This is a genomic window from Undibacterium sp. Ji83W, from assembly GCF_049340385.1.
Classification (GTDB): domain Bacteria; phylum Pseudomonadota; class Gammaproteobacteria; order Burkholderiales; family Burkholderiaceae_D; genus Undibacterium.
This window is the reverse complement of sequence record NZ_JBMPOZ010000001.1, coordinates 768,491-783,760: the sequence shown is the minus strand read 5'-3', so window position 1 is coordinate 783,760 and position 15,270 is coordinate 768,491. Positions and strand designations below refer to the sequence as shown.

Here is a 15,270-nt window from a genome sequence, read left to right as displayed (position 1 = left end):
GATTACTTTAAAGGAGCTTGCCGCCAGCCTGGGTATGTCCAAGACCACGGTCAGCCGTGCCTTGAACGGCTACCCTGAGGTCGGTGAGCAGACGCGCAAAAAAGTATTGGCAGCGGCAGAGCAGCATGGCTATGAGGCTAACCCCATGGCGCGCAGCCTGGCCGTGGGCCGCACCAATGTGTTTGGCCTGATCTACCCCTTGCTGCCATCTGACCTGGGTGACCCCATGTTCCTTGGTGTTGTCGGCGGCATGGCCGAAGCGCTGGAAGCGCGCAAGATGAACCTGATGATTGCGCCTGTCTCACCCGGCAATGAATTGCCCTCGTATGAGCAAATGGTCAAAGGCCGCCGCGTCGATGGCCTCATCGTCAGCCGCACCATGGTGCAAGACCCTCGCATCGCTTATTTGTCCAGGCAGGGCTTTCCCTTCATCGCCCATGGCCGCACCCAGACCGACAAGCCTTATGCCTGGTTTGACTATGACAATGCAAACGGCATACGGCTGGCAGTACAACACTTGCTGGAACTTGGCCACCAGCGCATCAGCCTCATCAGCGCCCCGCTGGAATTGAACTTTGCCAGACAAAGGCGCACCAGCTTTGTCGAAGCCATGAGTAATGCAGGTTTGGATATTGATACCCGCTACCTGATACAGGATGCCCTCGACAGACGTAGTGGCTACCTGGCAGTGCAGCAGCTATTGAATTGTTCACCCAGGCCCAGCGCCATCATTGTCGATAACCATCTCTCCGGCGTGGGTGCCATGCGGGCCCTGATGGACGCAGGCATTGAGATAGGCCGTGACATCTCCGTCATCGTCTGGGGTAGCATGGAAGACACCCTGGTTGGCGACCAGGTCACCACCATAGACCAGCCTGATCCTCGTGCGGCTGGCACTAAAATGAGTGAAATGCTGCTGGCGCTGATGAACGGCACACCTGCAGCAGACTTGCAGGTGTTGTGGCAGCCGGTGTTGATCGCAGGATCAACCACCGGCCAATGTAAAGATCATTACTGATCCTTCAAATACTCCAGCAAATCCAGCCTCTGCTCTTTCGTCAGCATAGGCAAGTCGCCCGGCTCTTTGGCTGCCTTTGTACCATATTCATGACCAAAGTTACGGTTGCCATTCAGCCTGGTATCGAAGGTAAAACCTTCATAGCCCGTACTCTTCATGCCAACTTTTTCTGCATCAAATTCACGCGAACCGACCAGGAATTTTTCAGGGCGGCATTCTGCATCTTTTTGATCGGCAGGGCAGGTCGCTGGCAGCAACAAATCATACAGGGTAGGTACAGATCCATTGTGCAAATAAGGCCCGGTCGCCCAGATACCATTCAATGAGCGCCCTTTGTATGCCTGCAGCGAAGAATAGGGGTTCATGGTGGTATCAGGGATGTAATTGCCATGCTTGTTTGAATCCTTGATCTCATTGCCAAACAAAGCCTGGATAATATTGTGCAGCCATTCAGACCAGCGGCGTATGAAGCCCTTGTCCGCATCTGGCGTAGTCACCACGCCCAAAGTTGCCTTGGTTAGCAGGGCAGCGATAGGGGCTTTTTTATCCAGCAAGACATCACCCACACCCGCACCCACATATTGATTGCGCAAGATGCCTGAATAGCCGTCGTATTTGATACTGTTGTCGGCCATGGTCGGATCGGTGCCCACTTCTTCCAGCTTCGACATATGCGCCACCACGCGTCGTTGTGGCGAGCTGCGGTCTATCTCTGCATGGCAACTGACGCAATAATTGGCAAACAGTTTTTCACCACGCTTGATGCGGGTCTGGTCCAGCTTGCCCAAAATCTCTTGCGGCCATTTGGGCGACTGCAATTCAGTCAACTGGTTTTCTATGCGGCGCAAGTTCTGGGTATTGATGGAGCTGTCAAATTCTATGACCTTCTTGGTCCAGCCCTGGCCAGAAATCAATGAAGTAATAGAGAAGCGCTTACCTTCATGCCAGTCCAGCGAGCCAAACACACCAATGACTTCACCGGTATTGCGCCCTAGTGGTCCCAGGCCACCGTTGCCACCCAGACCATTCCACTGCACATAATCATGCTGGGCAATATCCCACAAGAAGGGGTAACTGACAGGCGCATCCGCCTTGATGAATAATTCCTGCCTGAGCTTGACAATGTTTTTGGCCGAAGTCGCCACTCTTTCTATGATCTTGTCGCGGTCAGCAGAACTGATGTCCGGGCCTATGCCTGCCAGTGCTGTACGCATTTCATCTTCAGTCAGCAGCTTGCCCAGCACTTCTTCTATTTGCTGGCGGTTCAACAAATGCTCCAGCGTGCGGTTATAGATGCGGCCAAAGGCATCCAGCCTGGCATAGCCGTAATCGACAGGGCTATGGTTGATGATGTTATAGCTGGTCAGGCGCAGGGTATAAGTCTTGATATCGGCAATCACGTCTGCTTCATTATTATAAGCACCGAGCTTCAAAACAGCCTGGACAAAACGTTTTTGCACATCTGGTTTATCTCTTACAGCCATCATCGCCTGGGTCAAGCCTTTCAAAAAACCCGCCATGTCAGCGCTGGCCGGGCCACCATCAATACGCATGCCCGTACCCTTGTAATTAACTTGCGCGGTATGGCAAGCAGCACAGGTAAAGCCCATGTAATTTTTGCTCAGGTAATTGTCTTTGACAAAGCCCACAGGCAAGGCATCAGGGTTACTGGAAGTTTTTTTCTGTGGCAGGTAACGATAGCGATTGATGTTTTCATCACTGCGGAACAACTCCGGCTTGTCGTCCTGTTCCAGCACCAGGAAAAAATCATAAGGCAGTAAGTTGGAACCCTGTGTCGTCGTATAAAACCACAGACTCTGTTCAGGCTTCCAGTTCTGTTCCAGATAAACAATTTTGCTTGCGCTATCACCAAACACATCCTGCTTGACCGTCATCGCACCGCGATCAGGATCACTGTCAGACACTTCCCATCTCTGCGACAGAGTGATGATCAATGGCGGGATGATGAACAGCAAAATCAGCAGCAAGAAGCCATGCCATATTTTGAATTTTATTTTTGGAAATTTCATGATGCTCCCTGAGTGGAAAGACGCGGGAAATCCGGTGAGTTGGCGTGTTTTATGATTGCATTTTTATCATGCCGATATTCTAATTCTTTTTCGATAGATCATTGCATAACTTGCAGTAAATGTATATTTTTAACAACATCGCCTTAGAGTGCCGGACTTATATGTAGATCAAATGCAGTTTCTGTGATCAGGCTAAGATTGTTCCTGAGAAAGTCTTATTGTTAAATTTAGATAAAAAGGCAATTGTTTTCCAAATTCAATTAAAAAATTGTCATAATACGAACGGGTTATTTTTATACTAATGAGTGGTGCAAAATGAAAGAAATTAAACTAATTGGTTTGAGCGTGATGACAGCAATGTTGCTGGCGGCCTGCGGTGGTGGCTCTGGCGGTAGCGCACCTGCAACCGTCACGCCTGTTGATACAAGTACTGGGCCATTGAGCAAATATGCAGGCGTCTGGAACCAGGGTTGCGTGAACCATGGAATCGAGACCATCACGGTTGCGGCGACCAGCGCTGGCTCTGCACTGTCCGTGTCACAGAAAATTGAATACTATGAAAACGTCAATTGCACCGGAGCCATCGTCGCTACTGGCACCTACACATCGCCAGTTCTGGTGGCGCAGCATATCAGGACAGAAGCCAATGCCACCGTCAAAATGTTGACCGGTGAAACCGTCGCTTCTTCTGTTGACCTCGTCAACGCCACCGCTAATGGTGCAGTGATCAACTTTGTTGGCAGTGCTGTTTCATCTACCGTGGTCAACGGCAAAACTACCTGGAAATTTGTTTTCAAGGACACGACAATTACCCAGACCATAGAAGTCTCATCTGGCAGTGCCCAGGGTGCGTTCATGCTGCGCAATGGTGAACTGTTTTTTGTACAGGCCATCGGCAATTCGCCGACCGCCTTTGCAGTTGATAGCCGGTATATTCGTAGCTAAGCATCTCTGAAGCGGCTGTTCAGTGTTGCAAACAATAAGCCACCGTGAGGTGGCTTATTGTTTTTGTGCCCGAAATTTAATCTGGCTGCTTAATTGCTGTGATTGAATCGCTGTGATCTAATTGTTTGATTAAGACTTGTGATCATTCTTGCCGGGTCGCTTTGACAAGCACAGACCTTATGGCTATCGTTCGGGATGTATTGATTCAAGCATGACGCATGTTTGATTTTCTGTGGCTTCATCAATCTATAAGTATCTCGAATAACATGAGACATATCCACTTCATCAGCGTGATGATCGCATTTGCAATTGCCTCTTACGCTCAGGCGTCAAGCGCGGCTAGTAAAAATATTGTAGTGCCTGCTGCAGCAAGCGCTACAGTCAAAACCAGCTCTTTAACCCTCACATTGACTGCCAGGGGGGACTATGTCATCAGCTCAGATCAGGATAAAAGCACCAAAAAAACAGGCAAGTTAGGCGGTTTTCCTGATCTCGATGCACTGGAAAAAAATTTGCATGAGATGAAAAATGGCGCAAGCGATGTCGTTCTCAACATCAAAACAGGGCGGGATGTTAACTTCCAGTATCTGGTCGATGTTGTATCCACGATGGTCGGGCAAACCTTGAGCAAATTTACCGTGACGACAGAAGCAGGTTCGTGCACCGTACAAATACCCCTGGATATGCCAGCCAATAATACCGCATACCTTACAGTCCAGATTTCTGCGGATGGTGACTATGCACTGCAAATGAATGGCAGCGATGGAAAACTCAAAGGCAAGAATGTGACTTACAGACACGAAAAGATGGGGGATTTGGTTCATGCCATCGAGCAGGCAAAAAAATCAAATGCAGGTATCTATGCTTTCATCAACGCCGATAAAAATTCACCAATTCAAGCCTATGTAGATATAGTCAATGCGTTTGACTCAGCAACCATAGAAAAGCACTGGCTCTTGGTCAAAAGTGTGGCGAATGCACGGAAAAAATCGTCAGAAGAAAATACACTCAGGGCAAATGAGCAGCGCATACGTGAACTGGCGGCGCAGCAGAAGGAATTGCTTGAGCGGGTGAAAAACATGAGTAAACGTTAATTGTCGAGTTTCATTCCAGGTCAATTTCTGAGAACCTGTTTACGATCTTACTGCGCGTGCGCAATCGGAGTCCACGCGGTGCTCATGTGCTAGAGTACATTTCGCTTTTTGCCGTGAATGTTGCACTGACCCCGCTGACGCTCGCTCGCTACAGATCGTCAACAGGTTCTTATAAGGGCCATGTGCCATGTTTACTTGAGCATGGCACATGCCTCATCAATGTATCTCTTAAACTATGTCAATATTCATGAAAACGAATAACACAAAGACGCAATAATTTCATCTCCGCGCACGACCCACCATCCATATGAGTAGCCATGTCGAGGTGATTTTTTTGCAAAATCAATAGGATCAATACCTCAATCCCAAAGATTGCCTCCTTCTTCGTAAGCTGCCAAAAATGACTTGGCTATATTGCTGTAGGCGGGATGTTTTGATAGTTCAATGACCGAATCAAGTACTTTTGTTGTCTCGTCGTTAGTCAAAAGCCGGGTCTTCGCTGGCGTCAATCCTTTGATTTGTTTACTTAAACTTTCGAATTTGGGCATCAGTTCCTGCCGGAGGTTCTATGTATTTCCAGTTGCAGATACTTGCTAATTTCAGCAAGGTGTTTGTGCAGTAGCTCACTTCGCACATTCAATTCCAGTGAAGCGTAAGTAGATGCGTGAAAAAACTGAACTGTGGCAATGGATCGAGTAGATTTGGCAGCTTTCACAAGAGAAAATATCCTATGCAACAGATAGCAAGTAGCATGAAAGGCAAGCCAAACAAAGCGATTTTGGCAAAACCTGTTTGTTGCGGGCGACCAGGAAATCCAGGTTCAAGAAAAGAAAATGTCACTCCACGACCAGCTTTATATTCAAGATTCCACAACAGGCCCGCGCTAAAATAAAGTACAGACGATGCGTAAATATTTGCCTCCCAGGTAATCGGGTAATGGCCATCTCTGATTAAGAGATACAAGTCATAACACCAGCTAGCAGAAAACATCCATACGCCAAACGCGACCAGCACATGCCTGAATTTGGCTTTGCCTCTTATTCCCAGATAGATAATCCCCGTCGCCCAAGGCGCAGTCAAGAATGTGAGCACAGACATCATGGCGGCATCAAAATAATCCCAGGTAGGGTCAGCGGTGTAGGGGGCGACGACGGTAATCCCAATTGCGGCAATGCTGAAAGTAAGCAGCTTCCAGGGTACGAACAGAAATGATTTGTAGCCTTGAATGGGAAAAGACTGACGGTCAGATAAATAGAGCCATGCACACATGATGCAGTAGCTGATCCAGGTGGCGAGATAAAATTTAAGTTCCGTGGTCATTGGCGATAATGTTCAAGCTTGATGCAATATCTGTGGCGTATTCGTGATACGCCGCACTTCATTCATTACGTACTCAAATTGTATGCGCTCTTGTTCCAGTCTCAGGTTCTTCCTTAAGCGTTGGTTGCGCAAGTCTTCAAACACTGAGAGTTCTTCAGTGTTAAGCATGGGCAGGTCATGGGTGACTTGATTACCTTCCTCACCCCAATGCATTTCATGCCTCAGCAAGCTTTCCCTGTCCATTAAGAATGACGTGACATGCCGGAAATGCTGGCGCAACTGGTTGAGAATCGCAAAGCCGTGGGTGTCAATGTCACCCCAATAATGAATTGCACAGTTGTTCAACCATTGAGCGGACGCAAGTGCATCCCAGCCGTAACCAGAGCCAAAAATAACGATGGCATTGGCGACTTTAGGAAAAGCCAGAAAATTGGTTTCATTCTCGGTAATAAAAACAGTCTTGCCAGACAAGTCAAGGCGGGCAAAGCTGTCTGCATCCAGCATGATGTCCGGGTGGTTGATTCCAGCCAAAATTTGCATACGCTCGTCAAGCACCCTGAAGCGCAAGCGCAGTGGTTTATCCAGAAATCCATAACGTGCCGCAAATTGGCTGCTTCCTGTGTAACGCTCATCAATGGCGTCCGGGCTTAATGCCAGATCAAGCAGCTCCGACAATACAGTACGATTGGCCTCGATGAATTTGCTGTGTATGCCAGCAATGTCAACCTGGCGCAAATAAATTGCGGGACGTGAATGTGCGCATAACCATGTGACTATCGCCAATAATTGCGGCCATCGGTCATACAAGTCCAGCGCCTGCATAGGCCGTTTCTTTAACCATGCCTGTAAGACTGGGAGCTTGTGCAGAGTGTCATCAAACATCAACTGAAAACGCGCGGCTTCCCGTTTTTTATTTGCCAGTGCTAAAGTCGCATCCAGACCATCAAGCCATGCTTGATCGGGCAGGCGTTGCAAACCATGCACACGGTGACGCACTTCGCGCCATTCGATACGGATATGTGGAACTGAGGCCAGTTCTGCAATCCATTTCCGTACTGCGTCAAAGTGGTCACTGATGTCGCTGGATGTAGGTACTTTCAAGCTCAGGCGTAGCGGGAAGTGCGCTTCAGGTTCCAACTGCATGCGTAATAAATCGCCACGCTCCCATAGGCGTTGCAACTGGGCTTTTAGTTCAGATGGCCCAGTCCAGCTCATGTCAACGCATTCACCAGCATATGCACTTTTTGTTCGCGATATTCTTCTATCGACAAATTACGCAATTTGGATGCCTGGCCATCTTCGTTATGCACAAAGCCAACGCTGGATACATAGGGTTCAATGATATGGATTTTTTGCAAAGGAGTGACGATCAGTAATTGCAGATTCAACTGCTGGAACAAATTCAGGCCATATTGTGCGGACTCGTCCGAGCCGCGTCCAAACGCCTCGTCAATCACCACAAAGCGGAATGAACGCGAACGTTGCCTGTCCCAACCCAGGCCAAATTGATAGGCGAGGCTGGCGGCTAAAATGGTGTAGGCCAATTTTTCTTTTTGACCCCCTGACTTACCACCAGAATCTGAATAATGTTCGTACTCATCATCGTTGCTGCGCCACCTTTCACTGGCAGCAAACAGGAACCAGTTGCGCACGTCAGTTACCTTGCCAGTCCAGCGCTTGTCCTGTTCCGACAAACTCTCACGCCCGCGAAAGCGGTCTATGATGGTTTTTACTTGCAAGAATTTAGTCTCTGAATACTGCGCCTCGTCCGAACCGCTCAATGTTCCCTCGGTACAAGCCCGCAAATCGGCCTGAAAGTCGCGTATATCGGCATCCGGGCTGATTTGTGATTCCACAATGATGTAGCGGCCAGGGTTGTAGTCAATCTGTATCAGTGACTGATTGATATGCGCGATGCGCTCTTTGATGGTCTCACGTTCCCTTGCCAATTGCGCGTTGAAATTGGCCAGCTCGTTGATGGTGTTGACATTTAACATCTCTTTGAAGCGTGCTTCAAAGCGTGGCAAGTCGTCGTGATTCAATTGCTCCAGCAGCTTCTTGTATTCAAACCCGGCATCGACATGATTATCAAAGTCAGCGGTCTCCAACGTGAATTCTGTCTTGAACTTGAACATGGCTTCACTGATGCTGCTAGCTAATCTCTTCAGCTTGCTGTCTTCAGCTTCTACATTTTTTTGTATGAAACTACGAACCTCCTGCTCTTGCGGATCGCATGATTCAACCGTTAGCGTGTGTTTTCCCAAGGCCTGGCTACGCAATTTTTCCAGGAGTGGCGTTACATCAGTCACTGTCTGCTGTCGCTGTATGATCGTCAGCGCAGCGGCCTGCAGGCTTTCAGCATGTTCCCGGTTATTGACATTGATGGAGCGTTTGTGTTTTAAATCATCGAGCTGTGTTTCCAGTTCTTTCATCGCTAGTCTGGCGTTTTGTAAATTCTGGTTTAATGATAGCAATACATCAGAAGCAGCTTCCAGTTTTTGCCGTTCAAGCTGCAAATCGGCAATATCTGTCACCAGGCTGGTCCAGTTGATTTCTTCAAAATCTCTGAATTCTTCCAGTTTGCCCAGTGTATTAATTTTGGCTTTTGCTACGTCTAGTAATGCTTTGGCCTCATTCATCAACTTCACGGCGCGTAATACATCGGTTTCCAATTGGCGACGCTTCTTTTCCAGCGCCGCAATTTTGGATGCATTCGACCAACCCAGTACATAACGGCTGCGGTCATTGATGCTGTAACTATCGTCTTTTTCATGGCGACCACTGTGGTCTTTGATTTGTCCTGCCATGGTAATCGCTCTGGCAGCCTGGCGGAATTGTGCTTGGCTTGCGCAACAGGCAACATCGAAGCGATGTACCAGTTCACGTTCCAGCCATTCATAAAATCCAGAGTCAGTCTTGATGGCGAGTTTCCTCACCAATGAATCTGGATGAGGGCTAGCCATGTTACCGCGTTTTTGCTGGTGCACATGGAAATACACAAAGCGTCCATACAAGTGATTACTGTTCACCCATTCTGCGACTTGCGGGTAATATTTTTCTGGCACCAGCATGGACAAGGCAAAGCCGTGCATGAGTCGTTCTGCTGCACCTTCCCAATCTTGCTCGGTATCGCGGATTTGTATCAATTCGCCACAAAAGGGCACTTCATCTTCTACGATGTCAAGTGCGCTACATAAAAGCTCGCGTATCTTGATTTGCTTGCTGTCGATATTATTTGGGCGGCGCTTCAGGCTATTGATTTCTGCCTGCAAATCATCTCGCTCTTTCTTGCCATCCCTGAATGTGATGCCATGGTCTGTGTAGATGTTTTGTAGGCGGCTTTCCTCAATCCTCAAATCCGATGTCATGGCACGCAGGGCGTGGTTTTGATCCAGAAAATCCTGTTGATTGTTAGCTGACTTTTCATCAAGATCAGCAAGTAGCTGAGCATAACGGTCAGCTTTGCTCTTGCGATTTTCACGCAAGATTTCTTTTTCTCTTATCTCTGCTTCGAGCTTGGCCAGTCTGTCACCACCATTATTCGCAATGGCAATTTTGATGTCATCAATCTCAAAGTTCTGTTTTTCACGCTGTAATTCCATTTGCCTGATCTGCGCATTGTGTTGCAGCCATTCCTCACCTAAATGGCTCAGGCGTTGTGTCAGCAAATGCAATTTCAAACTGGCAAAATGACCGGGCAAGCTTTCACGGCATTGCTTCAGTTGTTCAATTTCCGCAGTCTTGAGGATGTGCAGTTCATAATCTGCAACCAGCGGTATCAGCATCGTGGTCTGGCGCTTGGCCTTCAATACAGCTTCATGGGCACGGTTCAGATCTTCAAAATGAGAAATCAGTGCATCAGTACGGCTGGATACATCAAAGGGTTCCAGCATGTGGGTGCGAACAAAGTCAGTTAGGTTGCCGACGGACTTCATCGATACAGTCTGATGAAACAATTCAAGCGCCTGATCATTTTCGATGCCAAAACGCCGCCTGAACCACGCGGCATATTTAGGGAAGGTTTCTTCCACATCTGCACCTGAAGTACGCAGCCGTTTGCGCAATTTGTTAATGTCTGCATCAAAATTGGCAAAGTCAGTGGCGATGGAAAGCTCTTTTTCTGCACCGACAAAAAAACGTGCAGGTTGCCCATGCGGCTCTTTCATCCAGAACATCTGCGCCAGCGTCACGGTCTGGTCAAAACCGGCATTGCGAAACACAGCCAATATGACAGAATAACTATTGTCTTTACGCAGGGATACTGGTTTGGCAACGCCACTGACCTCATTGCGTTCTGATTTGAAATAGCCCAGCACATAAGAGCGCAGGTTCCTCTCGCGGCTGTCAGCACCAGCCGCTTTGTTGTAAGCCGCTTTTTGTGCCGGCACCAGCAAGGTGGTGATCGCATCTACCAGCGTGGATTTGCCTGAACCTATGTCACCCGTGAGCAAGCCATTTTTGCCATCCAGATGCAGAGTCCAGACTTTGCTATCAAACGTACCCCAATTCAACACCTCCAGCCTGTGCAGGCGAAAGCCAGACAGCTCGACCTCTGCTGTGAGTTCAATATCCGCAGTATCTGATTGCATCACATCATTCATCATCAATTTTGTCCGATGTATCTTCTTCGCCAGCAAGTTGCGCCTGGTAACTGGCTAGCCTGACATCAAAATCAGCCAGCCATTGCGCATCAACAAAGGCTTTCAGTATGCGCCGCACTTCATAAGTTTGTGGGTTGTTGCCGGTTTTTAATTTACTTATAAAGCCCAGGTCTATCACTTTGTTGATATGGGTTTCTACCTGATCGACCAGTCTGGCTTCATTACTGCTGTCAGGTAAAAATACGCGCATTAGTCCGGCGATGTCTTCCTTGCCCAAGACCAGGCGTGTGTCACCGCCATTGGCATCAAATTCTGCCAGCCTCTTCCTAAGCAAAGCCAGTAGCAAACTCACAGGAAATGACAAGGGACGTCGCGCCACCAATCTTGGTAACCGGGTCTTGGTTTTTGCTTCCTGTTCTTCTGGTTCAGGGCGGCTTTTAAGAAAGGCATAACCTTCTGCTTCATCCAGCACCAGATCAAGGTTGAGAGCAGCGACATAGTCACGCACCCTTGCTTGCAGTTTCAATAGCGCGCCCCACAATTGCTCATCATCTTCACGGTACAGCACCGTTTTGAGTAAATTGATCAGCAGCGGGGACAGGGAATGGTCTTGATTAGATGTGGTCTGGTTAGTTGCATTGTGGGTAGCAGGGGTAGTCTGGGTGTCCATGCTCATCTCACAAAAATAACGCGTGGCAGGGTCGCTTGTTTTTGTACTTGCTCACCGCGGGATGTGACTGCATGCCAGCCTATGGTTTCAGTATGGTCTTCATCAATCACAGTATTGAAAGATTCATTACCCAAATGCAGGTAACTAATTAACTCAGCAAGGCCATGTTGCAAGGGATGTTTGGTCGTGATTTCTTGCAGCGTTGCTTGTGATTGCAGTTGCAATGCATGGCGTATGTGTAGCATCAACTCTGCTTTGTCTATAGTGAAATAATTGTAGAGCGCATTGGTATCAAGATCTGCATCGCCAGCCTGCAAGATCAAGTCAGCAATCACCGGTTTGAAAGAGGGGGTGTGCAAAGGGCGCTCCATCGGCAACTCTATCTCTGCCGTCATTTCGTCTATGCTGGTAAATTCACCCGATGGCTGTTGCTGGCGTAAAGCCAGCGACTTGGATTCTATGCCACGCAAGATGTCCATGATACGGCGATTTTCCAGCCAGGTTTGGTCATCCAGAAAACGCCTTAACTGTTGCGATAATTGGGCGACTGTGCGCTGGGTATGCTCACCAGCTTCCAGCCAGTCATAGTGCACACGTCTGGTACGCGGGCCGGGTGCCAGTTCCTGTACCGGCGTCAAGGCAAGGACATGATCGAGCAACTGCGTCAATTCTTCCTGCCTGCGGCTGGACATCAAAAAATCCCAAAAGGCACGAAAGCTTTTACCCTGGTCTGAATCGCTGATCGCATCGCGTTCACTCATGATTTGTTCCAGCAAGGCACCCTTGGAACCCTCCCACAAAGCAATATGCTCACGCACCCTGCGGTCAAGCCGGCGAAAGTTGTATTCAACCTCACGAAAATCCGTCAAGAGATCACGAGAAATTTGCATGAATTGCTGAAAGCGGTCTTTGATACCCGTGTCATCCAGCAAGCCAAGGTCACCACTCAATACCCGGCTGATCTCGGCATCGATGTCCTCACGTTTCTTTTGCAGTTCGGCGACGCGTTTTGCCGGGTCAGCCTCGCTGCCTTCGCTCATTTGCTTGAGCAAATCAAACAAGGTCAGCAAGCGCGACTCGGTACCGACAAAGCTGCGCTCAGTCAGGCTACTGAGCCAGTTGATGGCTTTTTCTGTTGCTGGTGTCAGGTCAAACTGCGCTTCGTCTGAACCCTGTTGATAAAATTTACGCAGCCACGCTTTATCCGGGCTGGCCCAATCATTCAAATACTCCTGCGCTCGCTTGGGGAATTCGCTTTCACCCAAACGCTCACGCAGTGCAAACAACTCATCTTCCAGCATCTCAGCCAGGTCGATGGCATTGGCAACACGTACGTTGGGAACGACAAAGACACGGTGTAAAAAACTGGCAATCAAGGGCGCATGGTCAGAACACAACAAGCGCCAGGCAGGATGATGAGTACGCAGGGCGGACAGAGTAGAAAAGTCCAGGGACATGCAGAATTGCTCGCTATTCAAATTGGTATATGTACAGGCAATAATCCTACTGCATAAAGATGGAGGCTGTCATGTATATTTAATAATGATGCTGCAATATGAGACTAATGCTTTGTCATTGTCGAGCAGGGAACAGGTTTGCATTGCAAAGAGGATTCAACTTTTGACCCTATATTTTGCAAGCAATTGATCCATTTCATCGCCCACACCATAACCAAAGCGGTGGCAAACGCGCCCAACATCTTCTAGCCGACCGCTATATGACTGCTTTTTTTCAGGGGAAGGGTGGCGATCATAACCAGAACATGTTCAAACATGGTGATCAATGCGTCAAAATATGTTTCATCTTCCAACGCTATGCTATCGATGAAACCAGCAGCTTGCTCGCAATAAAAAATCATCAGCTCGGCCACACCATCTGGTTGACCAAGGGCTTTTTTATAGTCGGTTATCGCTTTTGTTGCCTTGCTCACAGAGGTGTCATGACCAAAATCTGGCCATAGCCAGCGATGTATAGTGACTTTTATACGGACCCAAAACATCGTCACTCAGGTCGAATCGGGCATGCAGAAAGTGCTGATTGTTTTTGTCGCTAGCATATAGATCACGCACTAACTTGATAAGCTCTGTTTCGCTCATGTCAGTTAGCTTGGCTTTGACGTCTGTCCAGGATGCTTTGGGTTTTTTTTGATACTATTTTTTTCAGAAATTATTTAGCAGTAGTAACATGCTAGGACAGACATACCTCTGACTTTATTTTCGCTAACTGTAAATGATTTGCTATTGGCGAATGCCATTTAAAAGATCTCGCAATTTTTCAACAGTCAATTGAGGGGTTGCGCGATGAAGCATACGATGGCAATTTGAACAAACGAGGGCAAGGTCACTGAGTTTTGTTTTGGTCGTGCCATCAAGCTGATGAACCGGAATCCGGTGGTGTGCCTCAATGAAGCCAGCACCGATTTCGCCATAGAATTTATGGAAGTCAATTGCGCATACCTCACATTCCAGTTTTCCTGTTTTCTTAAGATGAGCTGACTTGGCTTTGTGCGACAAGGTGCTATCACGCTCCAATCGGCGATGACGTTCGAAGGTTGCTCTCCCTTCAGGGAATGCTGACTCATCGTCTTCATCGACAATTTTTCCATAATCAGCGTAAACGCCATCGCTTTCCTCTGTAGACATATCGGCGGCCGTCGATGCTTGTGCAGCGAGCACTGGATCAATTGCCGGCATTCTGCGCGGGACTGGAGCATGAGTTGGTGCTACGGTCACTGCCTGGGGAGCAGGTTCTGTAGCAACTCCAGTAATGCGACCGCTTATGCCATTAAATTTACGCCATCTTGCGTATATGCTACTCACATTCACTTTTAAATCCGGTTTGCCGTTGTTACCCACGGCAAATTCCGGAAGTGCTTGCAGTTCAGCTATGCTGGGTACTCGTCCAAGACGTTTTTTTGTTGCATCCATAACATTCCACATTCGACAGCCTATCGTACCGGGACCTGGTTTTGTTTCGCCGTTTTGTTTCTCAAGTAGAATACGGGCCATTTGTTGTTCTCCCCCTAGTGATAGTTTTCGAAATAGATTGTATCGATTTTTAAGAGGACGGAAAGCTTATGTTAAAACTTGACATCTACCTGTCAAAAGCCTAACTATTTTAATTGCTTGATATTGAAAAATTACTCTCAAGAAATAATAGAATTTAAAAGCTAACCTGATTAAGACAAGGTTGAAAAATAGCCATTCAATAAATTGGATGGCTATTATTATTTCGATGGAGTCGTCGGGAGCCTGCCATCCTGGTCTGCCATGGCGCTAATGGGTTCGCTGCATGGAACTTGAATTCCCTTGTCTCCATTTCGCTGCTTGTAAGCTGCTTAGATTCGTGAGGCTGGTAACAGCACGCGGGTGACGTTACCAGTCCCTACTCATCCCTGCCTCCTGCAGGCCCAAGTCATGCGGATAGTCAAAACAAAAAAGCCATCCAATAAATTGGATGGCTTTGTATTTTGGTGGAGACGGCGGGAATCGGCCATCCTGGCCAGCCATGGCGCTTGCAAGCGCCATGTCGCTCGTGGGCTCGCTGCATGCAGCTCGAATTCCCCACTCGCCCCGCGTCCCGCGAATTCAAT

12 protein-coding genes are annotated in these 15,270 nt (G+C 48.2%); 3 read left to right on the top strand and 9 right to left on the bottom strand.

The window, feature by feature from the left end:
- Position 1: 1 nt before the first annotated feature.
- Complete coding sequence (locus ACO0LD_RS03640) at positions 2-1,018, top strand: substrate-binding domain-containing protein (protein ID WP_423004080.1); 1,017 nt, start codon at positions 2-4, stop codon at positions 1,016-1,018.
- Here ACO0LD_RS03640 and ACO0LD_RS03635 read toward each other — a convergent pair.
- A complete protein-coding gene (locus ACO0LD_RS03635; RefSeq protein ID WP_423003789.1) occupies positions 1,012-3,048 on the bottom strand; it encodes a di-heme-cytochrome C peroxidase in 2,037 nt (678 codons plus the stop codon). The genes ACO0LD_RS03640 and ACO0LD_RS03635 overlap by 7 nt on opposite strands.
- 315 nt (positions 3,049-3,363) lie before the next feature.
- Between ACO0LD_RS03635 and ACO0LD_RS03630 the strand changes: the two genes are divergently transcribed.
- Positions 3,364-3,993, top strand: a complete 630-nt coding sequence (locus ACO0LD_RS03630; protein ID WP_423003787.1) for a hypothetical protein — start codon at positions 3,364-3,366, stop codon at positions 3,991-3,993.
- Positions 3,994-4,211: 218 nt separating this feature from the next.
- Positions 4,212-5,087, top strand: coding sequence for an ExbD/TolR family protein (locus ACO0LD_RS03625; RefSeq protein ID WP_423003786.1), 876 nt, complete (start codon positions 4,212-4,214; stop codon positions 5,085-5,087).
- A gap of 359 nt (positions 5,088-5,446) precedes the next feature.
- Here ACO0LD_RS03625 and ACO0LD_RS03620 read toward each other — a convergent pair whose 3' ends face one another.
- From ACO0LD_RS03620 to ACO0LD_RS03585, 8 genes are all read right to left on the bottom strand, one after another.
- Positions 5,447-5,635: a hypothetical protein gene (locus tag ACO0LD_RS03620; protein WP_423003784.1), complete on the bottom strand. Its 189-nt coding sequence runs from the start codon at positions 5,633-5,635 to the stop codon at positions 5,447-5,449.
- A 163-nt stretch (positions 5,636-5,798) separates the two neighbouring features.
- Positions 5,799-6,407, bottom strand: a complete 609-nt coding sequence (locus ACO0LD_RS03615) for a hypothetical protein (RefSeq protein WP_423003782.1) — start codon at positions 6,405-6,407, stop codon at positions 5,799-5,801.
- Positions 6,408-6,419: 12 nt separating this feature from the next.
- Positions 6,420-7,622 (bottom strand): Wadjet anti-phage system protein JetD domain-containing protein, encoded by a 1,203-nt coding sequence (locus tag ACO0LD_RS03610; RefSeq protein ID WP_423003780.1) that lies wholly within the window; start codon positions 7,620-7,622, stop codon positions 6,420-6,422.
- Positions 7,619-10,996, bottom strand: a complete 3,378-nt coding sequence (locus ACO0LD_RS03605) for an ATP-binding protein (RefSeq protein ID WP_423003778.1) — start codon at positions 10,994-10,996, stop codon at positions 7,619-7,621. The genes ACO0LD_RS03610 and ACO0LD_RS03605 overlap by 4 nt, the downstream gene beginning before the upstream one ends.
- Positions 10,997-11,000: 4 nt before the next feature.
- Positions 11,001-11,678 carry a DUF4194 domain-containing protein gene (locus tag ACO0LD_RS03600; protein WP_423003776.1) on the bottom strand — a complete coding sequence of 226 codons (678 nt, stop codon included), beginning with the start codon at positions 11,676-11,678 and terminating at the stop codon, positions 11,001-11,003.
- A 2-nt stretch (positions 11,679-11,680) separates the two neighbouring features.
- Positions 11,681-13,135, bottom strand: coding sequence for a DUF3375 domain-containing protein (locus tag ACO0LD_RS03595; RefSeq protein WP_423003774.1), 1,455 nt, complete (start codon positions 13,133-13,135; stop codon positions 11,681-11,683).
- 245 nt (positions 13,136-13,380) lie between these two features.
- Positions 13,381-13,608: a hypothetical protein gene (locus ACO0LD_RS03590; RefSeq protein WP_423003772.1), complete on the bottom strand. Its 228-nt coding sequence runs from the start codon at positions 13,606-13,608 to the stop codon at positions 13,381-13,383.
- Positions 13,609-13,915: 307 nt separating this feature from the next.
- Positions 13,916-14,686 (bottom strand): HNH endonuclease, encoded by a 771-nt coding sequence (locus ACO0LD_RS03585; protein WP_423003770.1) that lies wholly within the window; start codon positions 14,684-14,686, stop codon positions 13,916-13,918.
- Between the last annotated feature and the right edge of the window lie 584 nt (positions 14,687-15,270).